This is a genomic window from Mycobacterium sp. NGS57 (assembly GCF_059812405.1).
In genome coordinates this window covers 225635-243392 of record NZ_JCALCP010000006.1, presented here as the reverse complement: position 1 = coordinate 243392, position 17758 = coordinate 225635, and the positions used below count along the sequence as shown (strand labels likewise).

16 protein-coding genes are annotated in these 17758 nt (G+C 67.5%); 9 read left to right on the top strand and 7 right to left on the bottom strand.

Annotated features, from left to right (window positions below; translation table 11 throughout):
* Positions 1-4: 4 nt before the first annotated feature.
* A complete protein-coding gene (locus AC5Y43_RS13735; protein ID WP_499973431.1) occupies positions 5-1225 on the top strand; it encodes a cytochrome P450 in 1221 nt (406 codons plus the stop codon).
* A gap of 24 nt (positions 1226-1249) precedes the next feature.
* A complete protein-coding gene (locus AC5Y43_RS13730; RefSeq protein WP_499973208.1) occupies positions 1250-2080 on the top strand; it encodes an SDR family NAD(P)-dependent oxidoreductase in 831 nt (276 codons plus the stop codon).
* A gap of 34 nt (positions 2081-2114) precedes the next feature.
* Here AC5Y43_RS13730 and AC5Y43_RS13725 read toward each other — a convergent pair whose 3' ends face one another.
* Both AC5Y43_RS13725 and AC5Y43_RS13720 read right to left on the bottom strand, forming a co-directional pair.
* Complete coding sequence (locus AC5Y43_RS13725; RefSeq protein WP_499973206.1) at positions 2115-3272, bottom strand: Zn-dependent alcohol dehydrogenase; 1158 nt, start codon at positions 3270-3272, stop codon at positions 2115-2117.
* Positions 3269-4495 carry a cytochrome P450 gene (locus AC5Y43_RS13720; protein WP_499973205.1) on the bottom strand — a complete coding sequence of 409 codons (1227 nt, stop codon included), beginning with the start codon at positions 4493-4495 and terminating at the stop codon, positions 3269-3271. Before AC5Y43_RS13720 ends, AC5Y43_RS13725 begins: the two co-directional genes overlap by 4 nt.
* Positions 4496-4601: 106 nt before the next feature.
* Here AC5Y43_RS13720 and AC5Y43_RS13715 point away from each other — a divergent pair, with 106 nt between their 5' ends.
* Genes AC5Y43_RS13715 through AC5Y43_RS13700 form a run of 4 tightly spaced genes read left to right on the top strand, consistent with a single transcriptional unit; the run spans position 4602 to position 8155 of the window.
* Positions 4602-4961: a Rieske (2Fe-2S) protein gene (locus AC5Y43_RS13715; protein ID WP_499973203.1), complete on the top strand. Its 360-nt coding sequence runs from the start codon at positions 4602-4604 to the stop codon at positions 4959-4961.
* On the top strand, positions 4958-5998 hold the full coding sequence (locus tag AC5Y43_RS13710) for an amidohydrolase family protein (RefSeq protein WP_499973200.1): 1041 nt from the start codon (positions 4958-4960) through the stop codon (positions 5996-5998). Before AC5Y43_RS13715 ends, AC5Y43_RS13710 begins: the two co-directional genes overlap by 4 nt.
* Positions 5995-7143 (top strand): amidohydrolase family protein, encoded by a 1149-nt coding sequence (locus AC5Y43_RS13705; RefSeq protein ID WP_499973198.1) that lies wholly within the window; start codon positions 5995-5997, stop codon positions 7141-7143. Before AC5Y43_RS13710 ends, AC5Y43_RS13705 begins: the two co-directional genes overlap by 4 nt.
* A gap of 55 nt (positions 7144-7198) precedes the next feature.
* Positions 7199-8155: an alpha/beta hydrolase gene (locus AC5Y43_RS13700; RefSeq protein WP_499973197.1), complete on the top strand. Its 957-nt coding sequence runs from the start codon at positions 7199-7201 to the stop codon at positions 8153-8155.
* Between the two features lie 12 nt (positions 8156-8167).
* On the opposite strand, the gene AC5Y43_RS13695 is transcribed toward AC5Y43_RS13700, so the two are convergent.
* A complete protein-coding gene (locus AC5Y43_RS13695) occupies positions 8168-8869 on the bottom strand; it encodes a hypothetical protein (protein WP_499973195.1) in 702 nt (233 codons plus the stop codon).
* Complete coding sequence (locus AC5Y43_RS13690) at positions 8866-9654, bottom strand: Rv1363c family protein (protein WP_499973194.1); 789 nt, start codon at positions 9652-9654, stop codon at positions 8866-8868. The genes AC5Y43_RS13695 and AC5Y43_RS13690 overlap by 4 nt, the downstream gene beginning before the upstream one ends.
* 144 nt (positions 9655-9798) lie before the next feature.
* Here AC5Y43_RS13690 and AC5Y43_RS13685 point away from each other — a divergent pair, with 144 nt between their 5' ends.
* Positions 9799-10950, top strand: coding sequence for an acyl-CoA dehydrogenase family protein (locus tag AC5Y43_RS13685; protein WP_499973192.1), 1152 nt, complete (start codon positions 9799-9801; stop codon positions 10948-10950).
* On the top strand, positions 10947-12200 hold the full coding sequence (locus AC5Y43_RS13680; protein ID WP_499973190.1) for an acyl-CoA dehydrogenase family protein: 1254 nt from the start codon (positions 10947-10949) through the stop codon (positions 12198-12200). Before AC5Y43_RS13685 ends, AC5Y43_RS13680 begins: the two co-directional genes overlap by 4 nt.
* Before the next feature lie 10 nt (positions 12201-12210).
* Here the strand turns inward: AC5Y43_RS13680 and AC5Y43_RS13675 are convergent, their stop codons facing one another.
* The 3 genes from AC5Y43_RS13675 to AC5Y43_RS13665 all read right to left on the bottom strand — a co-directional run bounded on the left by AC5Y43_RS13675 (position 12211) and on the right by AC5Y43_RS13665 (position 16688).
* Positions 12211-14199: a SpoIIE family protein phosphatase gene (locus AC5Y43_RS13675; RefSeq protein WP_499973188.1), complete on the bottom strand. Its 1989-nt coding sequence runs from the start codon at positions 14197-14199 to the stop codon at positions 12211-12213.
* Between the two features lie 173 nt (positions 14200-14372).
* On the bottom strand, positions 14373-15566 hold the full coding sequence (locus AC5Y43_RS13670; protein WP_499973186.1) for an amidohydrolase family protein: 1194 nt from the start codon (positions 15564-15566) through the stop codon (positions 14373-14375).
* 81 nt (positions 15567-15647) lie between these two features.
* Positions 15648-16688: a hotdog fold thioesterase gene (locus tag AC5Y43_RS13665; RefSeq protein WP_499973185.1), complete on the bottom strand. Its 1041-nt coding sequence runs from the start codon at positions 16686-16688 to the stop codon at positions 15648-15650.
* Between the two features lie 276 nt (positions 16689-16964).
* Here AC5Y43_RS13665 and AC5Y43_RS13660 point away from each other — a divergent pair, with 276 nt between their 5' ends.
* Positions 16965-17750 carry an alpha/beta hydrolase gene (locus AC5Y43_RS13660; protein ID WP_499973182.1) on the top strand — a complete coding sequence of 262 codons (786 nt, stop codon included), beginning with the start codon at positions 16965-16967 and terminating at the stop codon, positions 17748-17750.
* The last annotated feature ends 8 nt before the right edge of the window (positions 17751-17758 follow it).

Sequence of the window (17758 nt, the reverse complement as noted above, 5' to 3'; positions counted from 1 at the left end):
GACGATGGACGATGCCGCCAAGCTGTTGGCGGACCCGCTGGCCTACACCGACGAGCGGAAGCTGCACGCGGCGCTGACCCACTTGCGCGCCAGCGCGCCGGTGTCGTGGGTCGACGTGCCGGGCTACCAACCGTTCTGGGCGATCACCAAGCACTCCGATATCATGGACATCGAACGCGAGAACATGCTCTTCACCAACTGGCCCCGCCCGGTGCTGGCGACCAAAGAGGGCGACGAGATGCAGGCCGCGGTGGGCGTGCGCACGCTGATCCACCTCGACGACCCGCAGCACCGGGTGGTGCGCGCGATCGGCTCCGACTGGTTTCGTCCGAAGGCGATGCGCGCCTTGAAGGTTCGCGTCGACGAATTGGCCAAGACGTATGTCGACAAGATGCTCGCGGTGGGCCCGGAATGCGATTTCGTTCAGCAGGTCGCCGTCAACTACCCGCTCTACGTGATCATGTCGCTGCTGGGGATCCCGGAGGCCGACTTCCCGCGCATGCTCAAGCTCACCCAGGAGCTGTTCGGCAGCGAGGACGCGGAATTCAAGCGGGGCAGCAGCAGTGAGGATCAGCTGCCCGCGCTGCTGGACATGTTCCAGTACTTCAACGGCGTGACCGCCGCGCGCCGCGAGCACCCGACCGACGACCTGGCGTCGGCGATCGCCAACGCGCGCGTCGACGGCGAACCGCTCTCGGACATCGACACCGTGTCCTACTACCTCATCGTCGCCACCGCGGGTCACGACACCACCAGCGCGACCATCTCCGGCGGCCTGCAGGCGCTCATCGAGAGCCCCGACCAGCTGGAGCGCCTGCGCGACAACCCCGACCTGATGCCGCTGGCCACCGACGAGATGATCCGCTGGGTCACCCCGGTCAAGGAGTTCATGCGCACCGCGGCCGAGGACACGACCGTGCGCGGGATACCCATCGGCGCAGGCGAATCCGTGTTGCTGTCCTATGTGTCGGCCAACCGCGACGAGGAGGTCTTCGACGACCCCTTCCGCTTCGACGTCGGCCGAGACCCCAACAAGCACCTGGCCTTCGGCTATGGCGTGCACTTCTGCATGGGCGCGGCCCTGGCCCGCATGGAGGTCAACAGCTTCTTCTCCGAGCTGCTGCCGAGGCTCAAATCCATTGAGCTGACCGGCGACCCGGAACTCACCGCCACCACCTTCGTCGGCGGCCTCAAACACCTGCCGGTGCGCTACTCGCTGGTCTAGCCCCCGGCCCGTAAAGTAACGGCAATGACGGCCAGGACGATTGTCATCACCGGCGCCAGCGACGGCATCGGCGCCGCGGCGGCCCGCCGGCTGCGCCGCGGCGGCGGCGACGTCGTCGTCGTCGGGCGCTCGGAAGCGAAGACCACCGCGGTGGCCGCCGAGTTGGACGCGGACTATTTCGTGGCCGACTTCGCCGACCTTGCCCAGGTGCGCGCTCTGGCCGACAAGATTCGCGCCCAGTACCCGCGCATCGACGTGTTGGCCAACAACGCCGGCGGGATGTTCACCAAGATCCAGCAGACCGTCGACGGTCACGAGCGGACTTTTCAGGTCAACTACCTGGCGCCGTTCCTGCTGACCTCGCAGCTGATGGAGGTGCTGGTCGAGTCGCGCGCCACGATCGTCAACACCACCAGTTCCTCGCAGCGGCTCATTCCCCGGGTCACGATCGACGGCCTGGAGAACACCGCGAAACACCGGCCCAGCTCCGCCTACGCCCTCACCAAACTCGCAATCGTCTTGTTCACCAAAGAATTGCATCGGCGCTACCACCCCACCGGGGTGTCGGCCGCGACGTTTCACCCGGGCTATGTCGCTTCGAACTTCGGCGACGCCTCGGGGTCGCGGCTCCTCGCGTTCAGCAAGAAGTACACGCCGACAAAGCTGTTCACCGCGACGTCGGACGAGGGAGCCGACCAGCTGGTCTGGCTGGCGTCGAGCACGCCCGGCGTCGATTGGGCGCCCGGCGAGTACTACTCGAAGGGCAGGATCGCCAAAGCCAACCGCGCGGCCTACGATCCGCGCCTTGCGGCCGAGCTGTGGGATCGCACGCTGGCCAAGATCCGGGAGGCCTAACCAGGCCCAAGCCAGTCCTCGATTATGCGCTGGCTCAGGTGATCCCGAAATCGATGATGCCCCGGACGATTTTGCCGTTGAGCAGGTCGGCGTAGGCGTCGTTGACGTCGTCGAGGCGGTAGCGCCGGGTGATCATCTCGTCGAGCTGCAACTGCCCGGTCTCATAGAGCCGCGCCAGCCGGGTGATGTCCGCCTTCGGGTTGCACGAGCCGAAGATGGTGCCCGCCAGGGTCTTGTTGGTCAGGATGAAGTCCTGCAGGTCGATGTTGACCGACCGGGTCAGCTGCGAGGTCATCCCGGTGAGCACGCAGGTGCCGCCCTTGCGGGTGAGCTTCACCGCATCGCGGACGTCGTCGGGTGTGATCAGGGACGGTGAGACGACGACGGCGTCGGCCATCACCCCGTACGTCAGGCCCCGCACCAGATCGAGCGCCTCGTCGGCGGTGGCGGCGGTGTGGGTCGCGCCGAACCGCAGCGCCGACTTCTGTTTGAACTCAACGGGATCGACGGCGACGATCTGCGCGGCGCCGTTGATCCGCGCGCCCTGGATCGCGCCCGTGCCGATTCCGCCCACCCCGATCACCACGACGGTGTCGCCGCCGCGCATGTTGGAGCGGTTCGCGACGGAACCGTACCCGGTCGGGATGGCGCACGACAGCAGCGCGCTCGGCGCCAGCGGCAGGTGCGGCTCGATCTTGACGATGGAATTCGTCGATACCACAGTGTGTTCGGAGAAGGTGCCGACCTTGGCGATGTGACCGAGGTCCCGGCCGTCGGCGGTGTGGTGGCGGAAGGTGCCGTCGGTGGGCATCCCGGGAATCATGGTGCCGATGCCGACATCGCAGATGTACTCCATGCCCGTTGCGCACCATCGGCACTGCCCGCACACCGCGACGAACGACATCACCACGTGGTCGCCGGGCGCGAAATCGGTGACGCCCTCGCCGACTTCGCGCACGATGCCCGAGCCTTCGTGGCCGCCGATCGTCGGGAACATGGTCGGCAAGCCCAGGGATTTCATCACCTCGTTGGGCGCCGCCATGTCACCCTTGAGGATGTGGTCGTCGGAGTGGCACAGCCCGGCGGCGGCCACCTGGACCAGGACCTCGCCGGCGCGGGGCGCGTCGAGTTCGAATTCCTCGACCGACCAGGGTCCGCCGACGTCGTGCAGGATTGCCGCCCGGCTTTTCATGTGGCCGGCGAGAACTTGACGGGCAGCTTGTTGGGGGACCGGAAGGTGAGGCCGACGATCTTGGACTCCGTGCCGGTTCCGTCGTCGGGTACGAATGCCAGATCCTTGACGCGGTCGAACAGGCTGTTCAGCATGACCCGCGTTTCCAGCCGCGCCAGGTGCATGCCGAGGCACATGTGGATGCCGCCGGCGAACGCGATGTGGGCCTGTCGGGGCCGGCGAATGTCGAAGGTGTTGGGGTCGGTCCAGCGGGTCTCGTCGCGGTTGGCCGAGCCCATACACATGTCGACCTGTGCGTCGGCCGGGATTGTCTTGCCGCCGATTTCGATTTCCTCGGTCGTGGTGCGCATGACCATGGTCAGCGGCGTTTCGAAGCGCAACGCCTCCTCGATCGCCGCCGGGATGAGCGAGCGGTCGTTGTAGACCAGGGCCAGCTGCTCGGGATGGGTCAGCAGCAGATACAGCAGGTTGCCCGACGAGCGATAGGTGGTCTCCAGGCCGGCGGGCAGCAGCAGCCGCAGGAACGCGATGATGGCCTCGTCGGTGAGCTTCTCGCCGTCGATCTCGGCGGCGACCAGGTCGCCGATGATGTCGTCGGTGAGCTTGCGGCGCCGCTGCTCGACCTGCTCGAGGAAGTATCCGTGCAACTCCGCGGCCGCGTTCAGTCCAGCCATGATGTCGGTGGGAATCGAGATGAGGTCAAGCGACAGCCGGCGGAACATGTCCAGATCCTCGCGGGGCAGCCCGAGCAGCTCGGAGATGATCCGGGTCGGGAACTCGAACGTCAGGGCTTGTACCAGGTCGGCATGGCCGTCGTTCTTGATCTCGTCGATCAGCTGATCGCAGACCGGTCCGATGACCGACGGTTCCCAGCGTTCCAGTGCCGTGGCCCGGAAGGCCTTGGCCACCAGGCTGCGGTGGTCGTGGTGCTCCTTGCCGCCCATCGCCAGGATGGTGTGGCCCATCACCAACCCGATCGTCTTGTCATACGCGGCCGAGGTGAAGATGCGGTCGTCGCGGAAGCCCTGGGACACCGCGTCATAGCCGAACAGGATCCACTCGTCGCTGGGCTTTAGCTCCTCGGGCATCTGCTCCGGATCCATGAAGGAGCCATGGAAGACCGGGTCGGTGCGCCGCATGTATTCGAAGAAAGGGTATGGGCTGGTTTCACCGGTGGTGTCGAGGGTGACGGGCTGGCCGTCCGGATCGGTGCTGAGCGTCATCCGCGCTCCTCCTGAGCAACCGCCAAGGCGGGGATGTTGGGTGCCGGGGAATATGGCTATCATAGTATAAATAGCAACGAAGCCCCAAGCAGGTGGTGATACTCAGATGCCCAACCGGCGATTCGTCTGCTCCCTCGACGAGCTGCCGCCCGGCGGAATGAAACTGGTCGACGTCGGGAAGTTCGGCGTGGGCGTCTACAACGTGCGCGGCGAGCTGTACGCGATCGTGAACTACTGCTCGCACGAGGGCGCCCCGCTGTGTTTGGGCCTGGTCGGCGGCACCAACGAACCGGCCCCCGGCGAGCCCGGTGGCGTGCGCCGGGTCCGCGACGGGCAGATCGTCCGATGCCCTTGGCACAACTGGGAATTCGACATCACCACGGGTCAAAACCTGGCCGACCCGCGCCGCCGCGTGCGCACCTATCCGGTCGACGTCACCGACGGGGAGGTGTATTTAACCGCGTGATCATCGATGCCAACGTGCAACCGCACTTCCGGTACAACGCCGAGATACGGCGCTACCTGCCGCCGGCCCACCAGCTGCGCTCGATCCCCGACGTCGAGCAGCAGTGGTACCAGGCGCCCGGCGGCGATTATCGGGACGACCTCTACGGCGAGCACTACCCGGGGTCGGATCCCGAGACCGTCAGCCGCCACCTGTTCGACGACGTGGGCGTCGATTACGCCATCCTGAACCCGTTGACCCGCGGCAACATCGCCGACTACCTGCTCAACAGCAGGATCTGCGCCGCGGTCAACGACTGGTTGCTCGACCGCTGGCTCGAGCCCGACACCACCGACCGATTCCGGGGCACGATCCGCGTCAACCCCGAGGACCCCCGGGGCGCCGTCGCCGAGATCGAGCGCCTCGCCGGCCACGCGAAGCTGGTGCAGGTCGGCGTTCCGCTGCAGTCGCGCGAGCCGTACGGCAAGCCGATGTTCGAGCCCATCTGGGAGGCGGCCGTCGCCCACGGACTGCCGGTAGCGGTGCACATCAACGGCGGCAACGGCGTCGACTACCCGCCCACCTTCGCCGGGCACGCGCACACCTACCCCGGTTACGCGGCGTTCATGCCGCTGAACTACTTCGTGCACCTGGCCGCGCTCATCGTCGAGGGCGTGTTCGGCCGGCACCCGAACCTCAAGTTCGTGTTTGCCGACGGCGGCTACGACATCCTCACCCCGCTGATGTGGCGGCTGGACACCTTCTGGCTCTCGATGCGCGACCAGACGCCCTGGGTCGACCGCTACCCCAGCGAATACCTGCCCGGCCATGTCCGGTTTTGCTCGTCGGCGTTCGACGGACCGACCGAGACAGCCCAGACGGCGCGCTGGATGGACTTCACCGGGAGGTCCGACCTGCTGATGTACGGATCGGGCTACCCGCATTGGTCGACGACACCGCCCGGGGAAATCGTTGCGGGTCTTGGCGGCGCGCAACGCGACAAGGTGTTGTGGGCCAACGCCAGTGAGCTTTACGGGCTGAAGGAGAGGGTGCGATGACGACGATCGAGCGGCTCGGCTCGCCGACCGGTCAGGAGGACGAGATCGCGGTCAGCATCGTCGACACCGACGTGCACCCGCTGCCGGTCTCGGTCGACGTGCTGAAGTCCTACGCGCCGGCCGAATGGGTGGACAAGATCTGGCCGGCGGGAAACGCGGTCGCCCCGGTGCCGCACTTCTATGACACCCCGGACTCGTACAAGACGATGTCGCTGCGGCTGGACGCCGCGCCGCCGGGTGGCGGAGTCGCCGGCAGCGACCCGGATTTCGCCGCCAAGCAACTGCTTCTCGACGCCGGCGTCAGCATCGCGACGCTGGAGCCGATGTGCGACGCGCAGCTGCCGCAGGCCGAGCACGTGCTGAAGTCGACCTACAACGACTGGCTCGCCGACGTCTGGCTGGACACCAACAACGCGCACGGCCGGTGGCGCGGATCGATCAGCGTCAGCGCCCAGACCCCGCAACAGGCCGCCCGTGAGGTGGAGCGGTGGGCGGGGCATCCGTACATGGCCCAGGTGCTGATGACCCCGCAGACGCGCGGAATCCCTTTCGGCAACCCGCATTTCGACCCGCTGTACGAGGCGGCGGCGCGCAACGGATTCCCGGTGGCCACCCACCTGATGGGACAGACGCCGTTCGAATTGATACCGATTTACCCGGTCGGCAACCCCGCGCACTGGCACGACTTCTTCGCGTCCTGGCCGCTGCTGTACGTCTCGCACCTGATGAGCCTGGTGTTCGACGGGGCGTTCGATCGCCACCCCGACCTGCGGGTGGTCTTCGTCGAGGGCGGCTTTACCTGGGCGATGCCGGTGATGTCGCGGATGGACCGGATCTGGGAGGCCCGCCGCGGTGACCTGCCGCACGTGCGTCGGCGCCCCTCGGACTATGTGCGCGAACACGTCCGGTTCACCACGCAGCCGCTGGAAGACACCGACACCGTGGGCTTCCGCGAGTACCTGGAGATGATGGACCTCGGCGACAACCTCATGTTCTCGACGGACTACCCGCACTGGAGCTACGACTCGCCGACGTACGCGATCAACCGCTTCCCCGCCGACCAGCGCGAGCGCATCATGCGCGGCAACGCGACCGCCCTGTACGGCCTGCCTGCGACGGTCAAGGCGCTTCCCGGCGAGCGGTGACGCCACGGTCCGGTCTACCGTGAAGAGGGCTTTCCCGCACGGAAGATGAGAGGCCATGACGCAAACCAACCTCCGGCCACAAGGCCTTACCCGCATCGACCCGGTGCTGCGCGAGGCGGCGGCCAAGCTGGGCGTCGTGGAATTCCGCACCGAGACGCTGCCCGCCGAGCGGCAGCAGGCCGACCTGCGGGCCGCCGAGCGGGCCGCGGCGGTGGACACCGACGGCGTCACCGTGGAATCGCTGTCCATCCCCGGGCCGGACGGCGGACAGCTCGGCCTTCGCCTGTATCGCGGCCACACGGGATCCCCGGCGCCGCTGGTCGTGTACGCCCACGGCGGCGGCTTCGTGACCGGGAACCTGGACACCGATCACGCCCAGTGCGTGGAGTTGGCGCGCGCGGCCGACTGCCTACTGGTGTCGGTCGACTACCGGCTCGCGCCCGAAAACCCCTGTCCCGCCGCCCTGGACGACGTGGAGGCGGCGCTTCGCTACGCGTCGGACAACGGCGCCGGCCTGGACGCGGACGCCGGGCGCATCGCGGTGATGGGGCGCGACGCGGGGGCGGCGCTGGTCGCGGGCCTGACGCAGCGGATGTTCGACCAGGAGGGCCCGGCGATCCTGGTGCAGATCCTGCACCAGCCGATGCTCGATTGCGACGCCACGCCGTCGCGGCGCGAGTTCCAGCGCACGCCGGGGCTCAACGGCCCCGCAGTGAGCCGGGCCTGGGGCCACTACCTGGGCCATGCGTCCGCCAGTGGTCAACACGTCCCCGCGCACCGGGCCAACCTCGAGGGGCTGCCGCCCACGTTCGTCAGCTGCTCCGAGATCGACCCGTGCCGCGACGAGGCCATCGACTACGCCAACCGGCTCCTGCACGCCTATGTGCACACCGAATTGCACGTCATCGCAGCCACATTCAGCGGCTTCGATTCGCTGGTTCCCGATTGGGTTGTCTCCCAAGAGAACCGGGATCTGCACGCGCAGTCGCTTCGCCGCGTTTTCGCGATGTAGCGGTTGGGCCGGCTAGATCGGGCTGAACTTGGTGATCAGCCAGTTGCCACTGATCCGGCTCATTCCCACCAGTACGTTGGTGACCGCCACCGACGGCTGGGGGTTGTCCTTGGTGGTGGTAACCCGATCCACGAAAACCAGGACGACGGCCGAATCCGGATGCAGCTCCGACACGGCCGCGCCGGTCACCTTGGCCGTGCTCTTCATCGACTTCTGCTTGGCTATGGGCGCCACCGTCTGCCGGCTGAATTGGTCGTAGTACGAGAGGAAATCCCCGGCCAGGTGTGACTTGGCGGCGGCGAAGTCCTGGTCGAGCGAGTCGGCCGAGTAGGACAGCACCGCCGTCGCGCCGTCCGAAGCGGCCCTGGTCACCATGCGGACGACATCGGTGTCGGTCTGTTGATCGGGCCGGTACTGCTTGAAGTAGAGCCAGGTCGCCACGCCGCAGGAGACCAGCAGCAGCGCGGCCAGCACCACCGCGCCGATCTTTCGCGCCCTGGGCGGGATGCCGCGGCGCGCGCGCTCGGCGGGGGCGGCCTCGTCGGCCTCAGCGGCCTCGACGGCATCGTCTGTCGCGTCGGTCTCGTCGGCTTCGGCGGTCTCGTCGGCCTCGTCGGGCTCGGGTTCGGCAACGGATTCGTCGGGCTCGCCCAGGGATTCGTCGGGCTCGAATTCCGGTGTGGCCGAGTCCATGTCGCGCACGTCGTCGGTCACGGCACGTACTCAACTTTCGACATCTTGTATTGCCCGCCGATCTCGGAGACCGTCACTTTCAGCCGCCACACCAGCGGTGGCACGTCCTTGCCCGGCGGGGAGTTGGTGACCTGCGACGTCGCCAAGACCAGCACCACCGCCGAGTTCCCGTTGACGGACTCGAGCGCGGCGGCGTTGACCGTTCCCTCGGTGACCGCTTTCGACTGGGTCACCACCGAGATGAAGTCGTTGGCCCGGTGCAGGAAGTCGTCCTTGAATTGGCCGGTGGAGCCGTCGATCACGCGCTGGACGTCGTCTTTGGCTTTGTTGAAATCCAGCGAGATCATGTTGAGCACACCCCGCTTGGCGCCGGCGACGAACTCCGCCTCCCGCTGGTGTTGCCTGGTGGCGTCGCGGTGCTGAACCACCATGTAGGCGCTGAGCCCGACGAAAATGCAGACGCCGATGACGGCCGCCACCGCGGCGACGGCCGGTACCCACCGTCGCCACCCGGCTTGCTCCGCCAGGGTCTCGTCGTAATCGTCGACCGCTTCGTAGTAGTCCTGGTCGTACTCGTCGTCGGAAGCGGCCGTCTCGTCGTACGCCTGGTCGTATGCCGCCTCGTCGTATTCGGCGTCTTCGTCGTAGATCACGGCCGGGTCGGGCAGGCCGAGCGCTTCACGGCGCGCCCGGGCGGCGCGGGCGCGCGCCTTGGCCGCGGCGGCCACCGCTTCGGCCGCGGCGGCTTCGGCCTCGACCTCGTCGAGCAACGCGCGCGCCTCGAGCGGCTCGTTCGCCTCAGCCATCGCGGTTACCGCACGTCACAATCATTATCGACCGCACTCCGGTATCTCTTACCGTATTGCTCATTGCTAACATCGAAATCCCAGTGAACCCCGACGAGAACCGACCAGGCGGATGATCAACCAACCCTTTTTCCTTTCGGTGCCATGACCGCTGTCGACTCTCCCGAAAAGATACTCTTCGCGTCCACGACCGAAGCCTTTCTGCACAAAGAAGCGCCGCTGCGTCGTGTCCGGGAACTGCATGCCGCCGCACAGTCGTTCGACCCGGACTGGTGGCGACGCGCGGCCGAACTGGGGTGGACGGCCCTGCTGGTGCCCGAGGAATTGGGCGGCGGCAGCGTCTCCGGCAGCGGCGTCGAAGACCTGGCCATGGTCGCCGAACAACTCGGCACGACGGTGGCGCCCGGACCGCTGTATCCGGTCAGCGTCGTGCTGGCCGCGCTCGCCGAATGCGCGGACGCCCAATCGCACGCCGACACCATCGAGTCGCTGATCTCCGGCGAGACGGTGGCATCGTGGGCGGTGTGCGAACCCGGGCGCGGCTGGGCGCCCCTGGATCCGTCGGCGACGGCCACCGAAACTGACGCCGGCTTCCGCATTGACGGCGCGAAGGACCGCGTCGAGGCCGGCGCCCAAAGTGGCGTGCTGCTGGTGGTGGCGGTATGCGGCTCCGAGGTTCGTCAGTTCCTGGTCCCGACGGACGCGCCGGGCGTAAAGATCACGCCGCAGCAGTCGGTGGACCTGGTCAAGCAATACGCGCGGGTGGATTTCGACGGCGTGGTCGTGCCGCGCTCGGCGCTCATCGGCAGCGCCACCGAGACCGCCGCGCTGATCGAACGGCAGAGCCAGCTCGCCCAGGTGCTGCAATGCGCCGAGGTGGTCGGCATTGTGCAAACGGTGTTCGACTTCACCGTCCAATGGGCGCTGGACCGCCACACCTTCGGCCGCCCGCTGGCGTCCTACCAAGTTCTCAAACACGGGTTCGCCGACATGAAACTGTGGCTGGAAGCGTGCCGCGCCACCACCTCGGCGGCGGTCGCCGACGTCGCCGCCCGCTCGCCCGAGGCCGGCCTGTCGGCGAGCATCGCCAAGTCCTACGTCGGTGAGATCGCCGGCCGGGTCGTCCAGGCCTGCGTGCAGATGCACGGCGGCATCGGCGTCACCTGGGAACACGATTTGCACCTGTACCTGAGGCGGGTCACGTTGTACCGTTCCATGTTCGGCACCCCCGAGGAGCACAACCTGCGGGTGTACGAGGCGGAGAAGGCGGCGCGATCGATGACGAACTCCCGATGACGTCAACCGAATCCACCGAATCCACCGAATCGGTAGCCGAATTCGCGGCCCGGGCGCGAGCGTGGCTGGCGGACAACATGACTGCCATCGATCCCACGTCGCCGCCCGCCGCACCCCGCGACGACGAGCGATCGTGGAACAGGGCCCGCGAACTGCAAAAGCGGCTCTACGACGGGGGGTTCGCCGGCATCTGCTTCCCCCGCGACTACGGCGGCCTCGGCCTGGACTACGAGTACCAGAAGGCGTTCGACGCCGAATCCCTCTGCTACGAAATGCCGTTGATCCTCAACACGCCCACATTCACCATCTGCTGTGCGACGTTGCTCGACACCGGCACCGAGGAGCAGAAGAGGCAGCACATCGCCGCCGCCCTGCGCGGCGAGGAGGTGCTGGTGCAGCTGTTGAGCGAGCCCAGCGGCGGGTCGGATCTGGCCGGCGTCATCACCCGCGCCGAACGGCGCGGCGACCGCTGGGTGATCGATGGCGCCAAGACGTGGAGCACGAGCGCTTTCGCCGCCGACTACGGATTGTGCCTGGCCCGCACCGACTGGGACGTGCCCAAGCACGAAGGCCTGACCATGTTCCTGGTGCCCATCGCCCACCCGGGAATCACGTTGCGGCGCATCACGATGCTGAGCGGGTCCACCGAGTTCTGCGAGGAGTTCCTGGACGGGGTGGACGTCGGCGACGACGCCGTCGTCGGGGAGGTCAACGGCGGCTGGGCGGTGGCCTCGCGCCAGCTGTATCACGAACGCCGGGCCGTCGGGCAGGGTTCGGAATTCGCGAGCGGCAGCGGCAGTGAGGGCGGCAGCACGAATCCCGTTGACTACGTTGCCCTCGCCGCGAAGGCCGGCCAGGCGGACAGCGAACGCGTCCACGAGATGGCAGGCCGGGCGCTCGTGCACCGGGCGGTGGCCGAGCAGCTGATCGATCACGTGTACCGCAACGTTCGCGATGGCGCATTGCCCGCCGCCGCGGGGACCCTGATCCGGCTGTTCCATTCCGAGACCGTGACACTGGAGGTCGACACCGCGCTGGCGATCACCGGAAGCGCCGGTGTCGTAGGGGAATTGGGCCAGGGTCTCGAGACCGGGCTACGCTACCTGTCCCGGCAGAACGTGGCCATCGGCGGCGGCACCACGGAGATGGCCCGCAATGTCATCGGCGAGCGGGTGCTGGGCTTCCCGCGTGAATACGCCGCCGACCGCGGGGTGCCGTTCAATCAGGTGCGCCACGGCCAGAGCCGCTGACCGCACTCCTTTAGTCTTCGGCGAAGATGTCTGCCGGATCGCTGCTGGACTCGGTGCTCACAAAGGGGAGCCGGACCAGCGACAAGACGTGATGCGCCGGGCTGCCGGGCGGGGCCACCAGCACGAAGGCGCCGCCCTGGGTGTGTGCCCGGTCGCGGGCCGCGGCCAGCGCGCTGACGCCCGCCGACCCCAGATGGGTGACGCCGCTGAGGTCGATGGTCAAAGATGCTATGCCGGACCGGCTTTCGACGGCGATCTGGCGGTCCAGCGTGGATGCGGTGGTGGTGTCCACGTCGCCGCTGACGATGATGCGCCCGCCCAGTTCGTCGGAGCGGACGAAGGAGACGAACTCGGCGTTGTCCGGGCGTCGCTGGGTGGACCGACTGACGATCGTGTCGGTGATGAAGTTCGCCGGCCGCGACAGGCGGTGCGTCAGGCTCGCGGTCGTCCCGCCGGGGCCGCGCGTGATCTGCGCCCGGGATACCAGGGCCTCGGCCATCGCCAGCCCGCGCCCGCGCCCGCCCTCACCCTCGCGGTGATCCTTCCACCGCCCGCGGTCGATCACCGAGGCGTGCAAGTTGCCGTCGCCGGCCAGCGCGGCCTCGACGACGACCCCATCGGCTACCGGCTCCGTCGAATATCCGTGCTCGACGGCGTTTTCGACGAATTCCGAGACGGCGTGCACCACGTCGCAGATGTCGTCGGTGTCGGCGCCGACCTCCGAGAGCCATTCGCGAAGCCGGGTGCGGACCGCGCGGGCGGCGTGGAGGGTCGCGTCCACCGTGATGTGCAGCGGTGCCGGCGGTGTGCGCCGCTGTACGGCGAGCAGGGTGACGTCGTCCTTGTAACCCGTCGACCGGAGCAGCAATTCCAGTGTCTCCGAACAGATCCGGTCGATCGGCCGTCCCGCCGCATCGATGACGAAGCCGCCGCTACCGCCGACGATCTGGGCGGCCAACTCGGCGAATTCGGCGGTGCTGGCGCCCAGCGGCCGGCCTGGACGCTCGATCAGCCCGTCGGAATACAACAGGACCGAGTCGCCCACCTCGAGCGTCTCGGTGCGCACCGGAAACCCGGTGCCGCTGCCGAGGGGCCCCGCACCGGACGGTTCCGCGTAGCGCGACTGCGCGCCGGCGCTCACCAGCAGCGGCGGCGGGTGTCCGGCTGTGCAGTACTGGAATTCGCCGGTCGCGTAGTCGAGCGAACCGACGCACAGGGTCGCCGACGTCGACCCCGGGACCTGTTCGTGGAAGCGGTCGACGGCCTGCAGCGCCGCGACGACGGTGTGGCCCAGCGAAATCTGCATCCGCAGCGCGGTACGCAATTGCGACATCACCGCCGCGGCTTCGACGCCATGGCCGACGACGTCGCCGACGACGAGAACCAGCCGATCCCCGAGGGCGATCGCGTCGAACCAGTCGCCGCCGGCGGCGGTGTCCTCGGCGGCGACGAGGTATTCGGCGGCGATGTCGGCGCCCGGCACGACGGGGACCGACGGGGCCAGCAGCGCCTGCTGCATGACGGTGGCCGAATCGCGCACGCTGCGGTAGCGCTCGGACAGCTCCTCGATGCGCTCCTCGGCGGCCAGCCGCGCCTGCACGCGAACGGTGACGTCGTCGAAGATGATCTGCACACCCTCGATCGATCCGTCGTCGCCGAGGCGCGGAGTGACGACGAAGTCGAAGTACCGTTCCTGGATTCCCGAGCCGTCGTAGTCGGCTTGCAGCCGCCACTCCGTCCCGGATTGCGGTTCGCCGGTCTCGTACACCCGATCGAACATTTGGAAGATTTGCTGGCTCTCCAGCTCGGGGAAGACCTCGACCGCGAGCTTGCCCACCGGGTTGCCCGTCGGATTGAATGCGCGGTAGGCGGCGTTGACGGCGACGAATCGGTGCTCGGGGCCCTTCAGGCCGACCAGCATGGCCGGGACGTTTTCGAAAGTGCGGCGAACCTCGTCGGCCGCACCGACGGTTTTGTCCCAGTCCTTTTCGCCGACCATCTGACTGTCCCTCCCGCGGGACCCCTCTACCAAGTCATGTAACTACGTCGAATACATGACAATTGCACACGCTGCGTACCAGATTAACAACCGGCGCCCGGTGCCAGGGGCATCGGTTTGTTAACGATCGTTCGGCGTGGCGGGTTCGGGGCGCCTCCCGCAGGTCGCCGCGGCTAGGCGCTGACCGGCTTGGCGACCTTCATCAGCTTCATCAGGTTGCCGCCCATGATCTTGGCGACGTCCGCCTCGTCGAAGTCGGTGAGCTCGTCGACGAAGGTGATGGGGTCTTTCAGGCCCTCGGGATGCGGCCAGTCGGAGCCGAACAGCACCCGGTCGGTGCCCACCATATTGACGATCTCGCTGAACCGGTCCTCCCAGAAGGGCGTGATGTAGACACACCGCTTGAACGCCTCGATCGGGTCCTCGCTGAACGCCTGCGGCATCTTCTTGTAGACGCCCTTGAGGCCCTTGAACAGGTCCGGCACCCAGTCGGCGCCGTTTTCGATGGACAGGATCCGCAGTTCGGGGTTGCGCGACAGCGCGCCGTGGCACACCAGCGCGCCCATGGCGTCCAGGATCGGCCGGTGACCCATCGCGAAGCTGCGGAAGGCGGTGGGTTTGAACGGCAGGAACTCGTCGCCGGGCTCCCACACGTTGGCGAACTCGGAGTAGCCGCTGTCCGAGGCGTGCATCGAGACCGGGAGCTCGGCCTTGATGCAGGCCTGCCAGAACGGGTCGAATTCCTCGAGGCCGAACGACCGGCTGCCCTTGTAGCCGGGCACCGGAGCGGGGCGGACCAGCACGGTGCGCGCGCCGCGATCCAGGCACCACTGCAGTTCCTCGAGCGCACGCTCGACGATGGGCAACGTGATCACCGGGGTGGCGAAGATGCGGTCCTGGTAGTTGAACGACCACTGCTCGTACATCCACTCGTTGAGCGCGTGGATGACATCGTGGGTCATCTCCGGGTCGTCCTTCATGCGCTCCTCGACCAGGCTGGCCAGCGTCGGGAACATCAGGGCGTAGTCGATGCCGAGCTCGTCCATGACCTCGAGTCGCGCGCCCGGCTCGCGAAACGCGGGGATGGCCTTCATCGGCTCGCCCAGGATTTCGCGGTAGCTCTTGCCCTGCGCGCCGTGGCGGAAATAGTCCTCCTGGGCGCCCGGGCGGGCCACCACCTCGAACGTCGGGTTCGGGATGTACTCGCTGATGTGGCCGCGCACCACGATCTTGGTCCGCCCGCGGACCTGCACGTAGTCGATGACGCGCTTGCGGTGGTCCGGCAGGAACTTCGTCAGCGCCTCCTGCGGCTCGTACATGTGGTTGTCGGCGTCGAACACGGGAAAGGAAAGTTCGCGGGACGGCATGGCGATCTCCTTGTGAAAGCCTTGGATTCTCGATATGTGGTAATGACGTTACCACTCCCGCGCCACGAGGTGTAGGGCGCCTCAGGCCCCCGGCCAGCTGGGCAGCTGCGGCGTCGCCCCGTCGATCACGGCGAAGTTGACCGTCGCCGTCGCCAGCAGCTCCTCGCCGCCCTCGCCGTCGCCGTAGATGTCGATCTGCATGACCATCGCCCGGCGCCCGGACCGCAGCATCCGCGGCACCGCGAAGGCCGAGCCCTGCCGGATCGGCCGCAGGTACCGGATGAACAGGTCGGCGGTGGTCATCGTGGTCCCCGGCTGCAGGTAATCGAGGCCGAACTGCCCGCCCGCGACGTCCACCAGCGTGGCGATCAGGCCGCCCTGCAGCGCACCGGAGGTGTTGACCACCTGCGGGCTGACCGGCATCGTCATCGCGAACTCGCCGTTGTGGGTGCCCGGGCGCATGCCGATCTGGGCGAAAAGCTCGCCCAGCGAGGGCGGGCCCGGCGCGTCGTCGGTGTCGCGGATGCCCAGCGCCCGGCTGCAGAAGTCATACACCTGGCCGGCGTCGATCGGCGTGCCGATCAACTCGGTGCCCAGCCAGTGCAATCGCTGCGCGCCCATCATCGTCTGCATGACGATGGCGGCCGCGGCCCCGACGTCCAGGCCCGGGCTGAAGAGTCCCTCGGTGATGCCTTGGCCGACGATGTCGCGAATCAGTTGATGCAGCGGGGACAGCACGCGGGCGTATTCGCGGGGCCGCGTTTCGGCCAGGTGCTGGTTGTAGAGGCTCAGCGCCCGGTTGATGCTGTCCTGGGTGCTCGATTCCGGTTGTTGGCTGACCCGGTCGATCACCAGCTTGAGGGCGGCGGTGCTGTCGAGGCCGGCGGTCTCTGCGCGCCACGCCTGCGCCGACTGCGCGATGGTCCGCTCGAACAGCGCCAGCAGCAGTTCGTCCTTGCTGCCGAAGTGCTGGTAGAAGGCCCGCAGCGAGGTCTTCGAGCGCGCCACGACTTCCTGGACGGTGAAGTCGGTGCGGCCTGTTTCGCCCAGTATCTCGACCGCGGTTTTGATGAAGCGGTCACCGCGGGTCACTTCGGCTTCGTCCGTACCGGCCGTGGGCATCCCGCCTCCTTTACTGCACGGATCACCGTTGAGAACGAGGTTACCGCACCGCTGCCGCCATCCGTCAGATCGCCGAGCGTGCAACTGTGGCGAAAAATCGGGAAAAATCGGCCGAAATCTCGCCACAGTTGCACGCTCGGCGCGGGCTCTGCGTGCCCCAAAGGGCGACCGTCAGCGGCATGCCCGCGTTCAGGGGGAGCGACCGCGTCGCCGTGGTTGAGCGTCCGTGTAGCGATACTGCTACGGTCCGGCACGCGTGGTGCCACGCTAACCGCTATGCCGGACAGCAAGAACGTCGTTCTGATTCATGGCGCGTGGAGCCGCGGGGACCAGTGGGCCCCAGCGCGCGCCGCCTTTGAAGAGCGCGGCTACACCATCCACACTCCGACGCTGCGATACCACGAGCTGCCACTGCATGAGGGCGCGACGAAAATCGCGGCCCTGCGTCTCGAGGACTATGTCGACGATCTCGTTGGGCTGGTGAACTCGCTCGATTCACCGCCACTTGTGATAGGTCACTCGCTGGGCGGGCTGCTGGCGCAGCTGGTCGCCGCGCGCACACGCCACGCCGGCTTAGTGGCCGCGTGCCCGGCGCCGGCGGCTGGCATCTTCGGTACGACGCCGGCAAATCTGCGCATGTCGCTTCCGCACTTCCTACGGCCGCGCCCCTGGGCCAAACCGGTGTATCCCCTCACGCTGGAGCGATTTCGTCGCTGGGTAGCCAACACCCAGACCGAAGAGGTTGCCCGCGAGGTGCACTCAGCGCTGGTGTGCGAATCCGGACGCTGGTACTGGGAGATGCTCCTGGGATCGCTGAAGCTTTCGAAGGGCACCGCCGTCGATTTCGCCGCGGTCACCACACCCGTGCTCGTGATGGGCGCCGAGTGCGACCGCATAGTGCCGCCCGGGGTCATACGCCGGACCGCAGCCAGGTATCGACACGGCAGCCACATCGAGATCCCCGGTTCCGATCACATGGTGTTTTCGGGCGCGGCACTACCCGTCGCCATGGGCCACATCGACGATTGGATCGCAAAAACCGGCGTGCTGTCGATCGCTTGAGCCGGGAC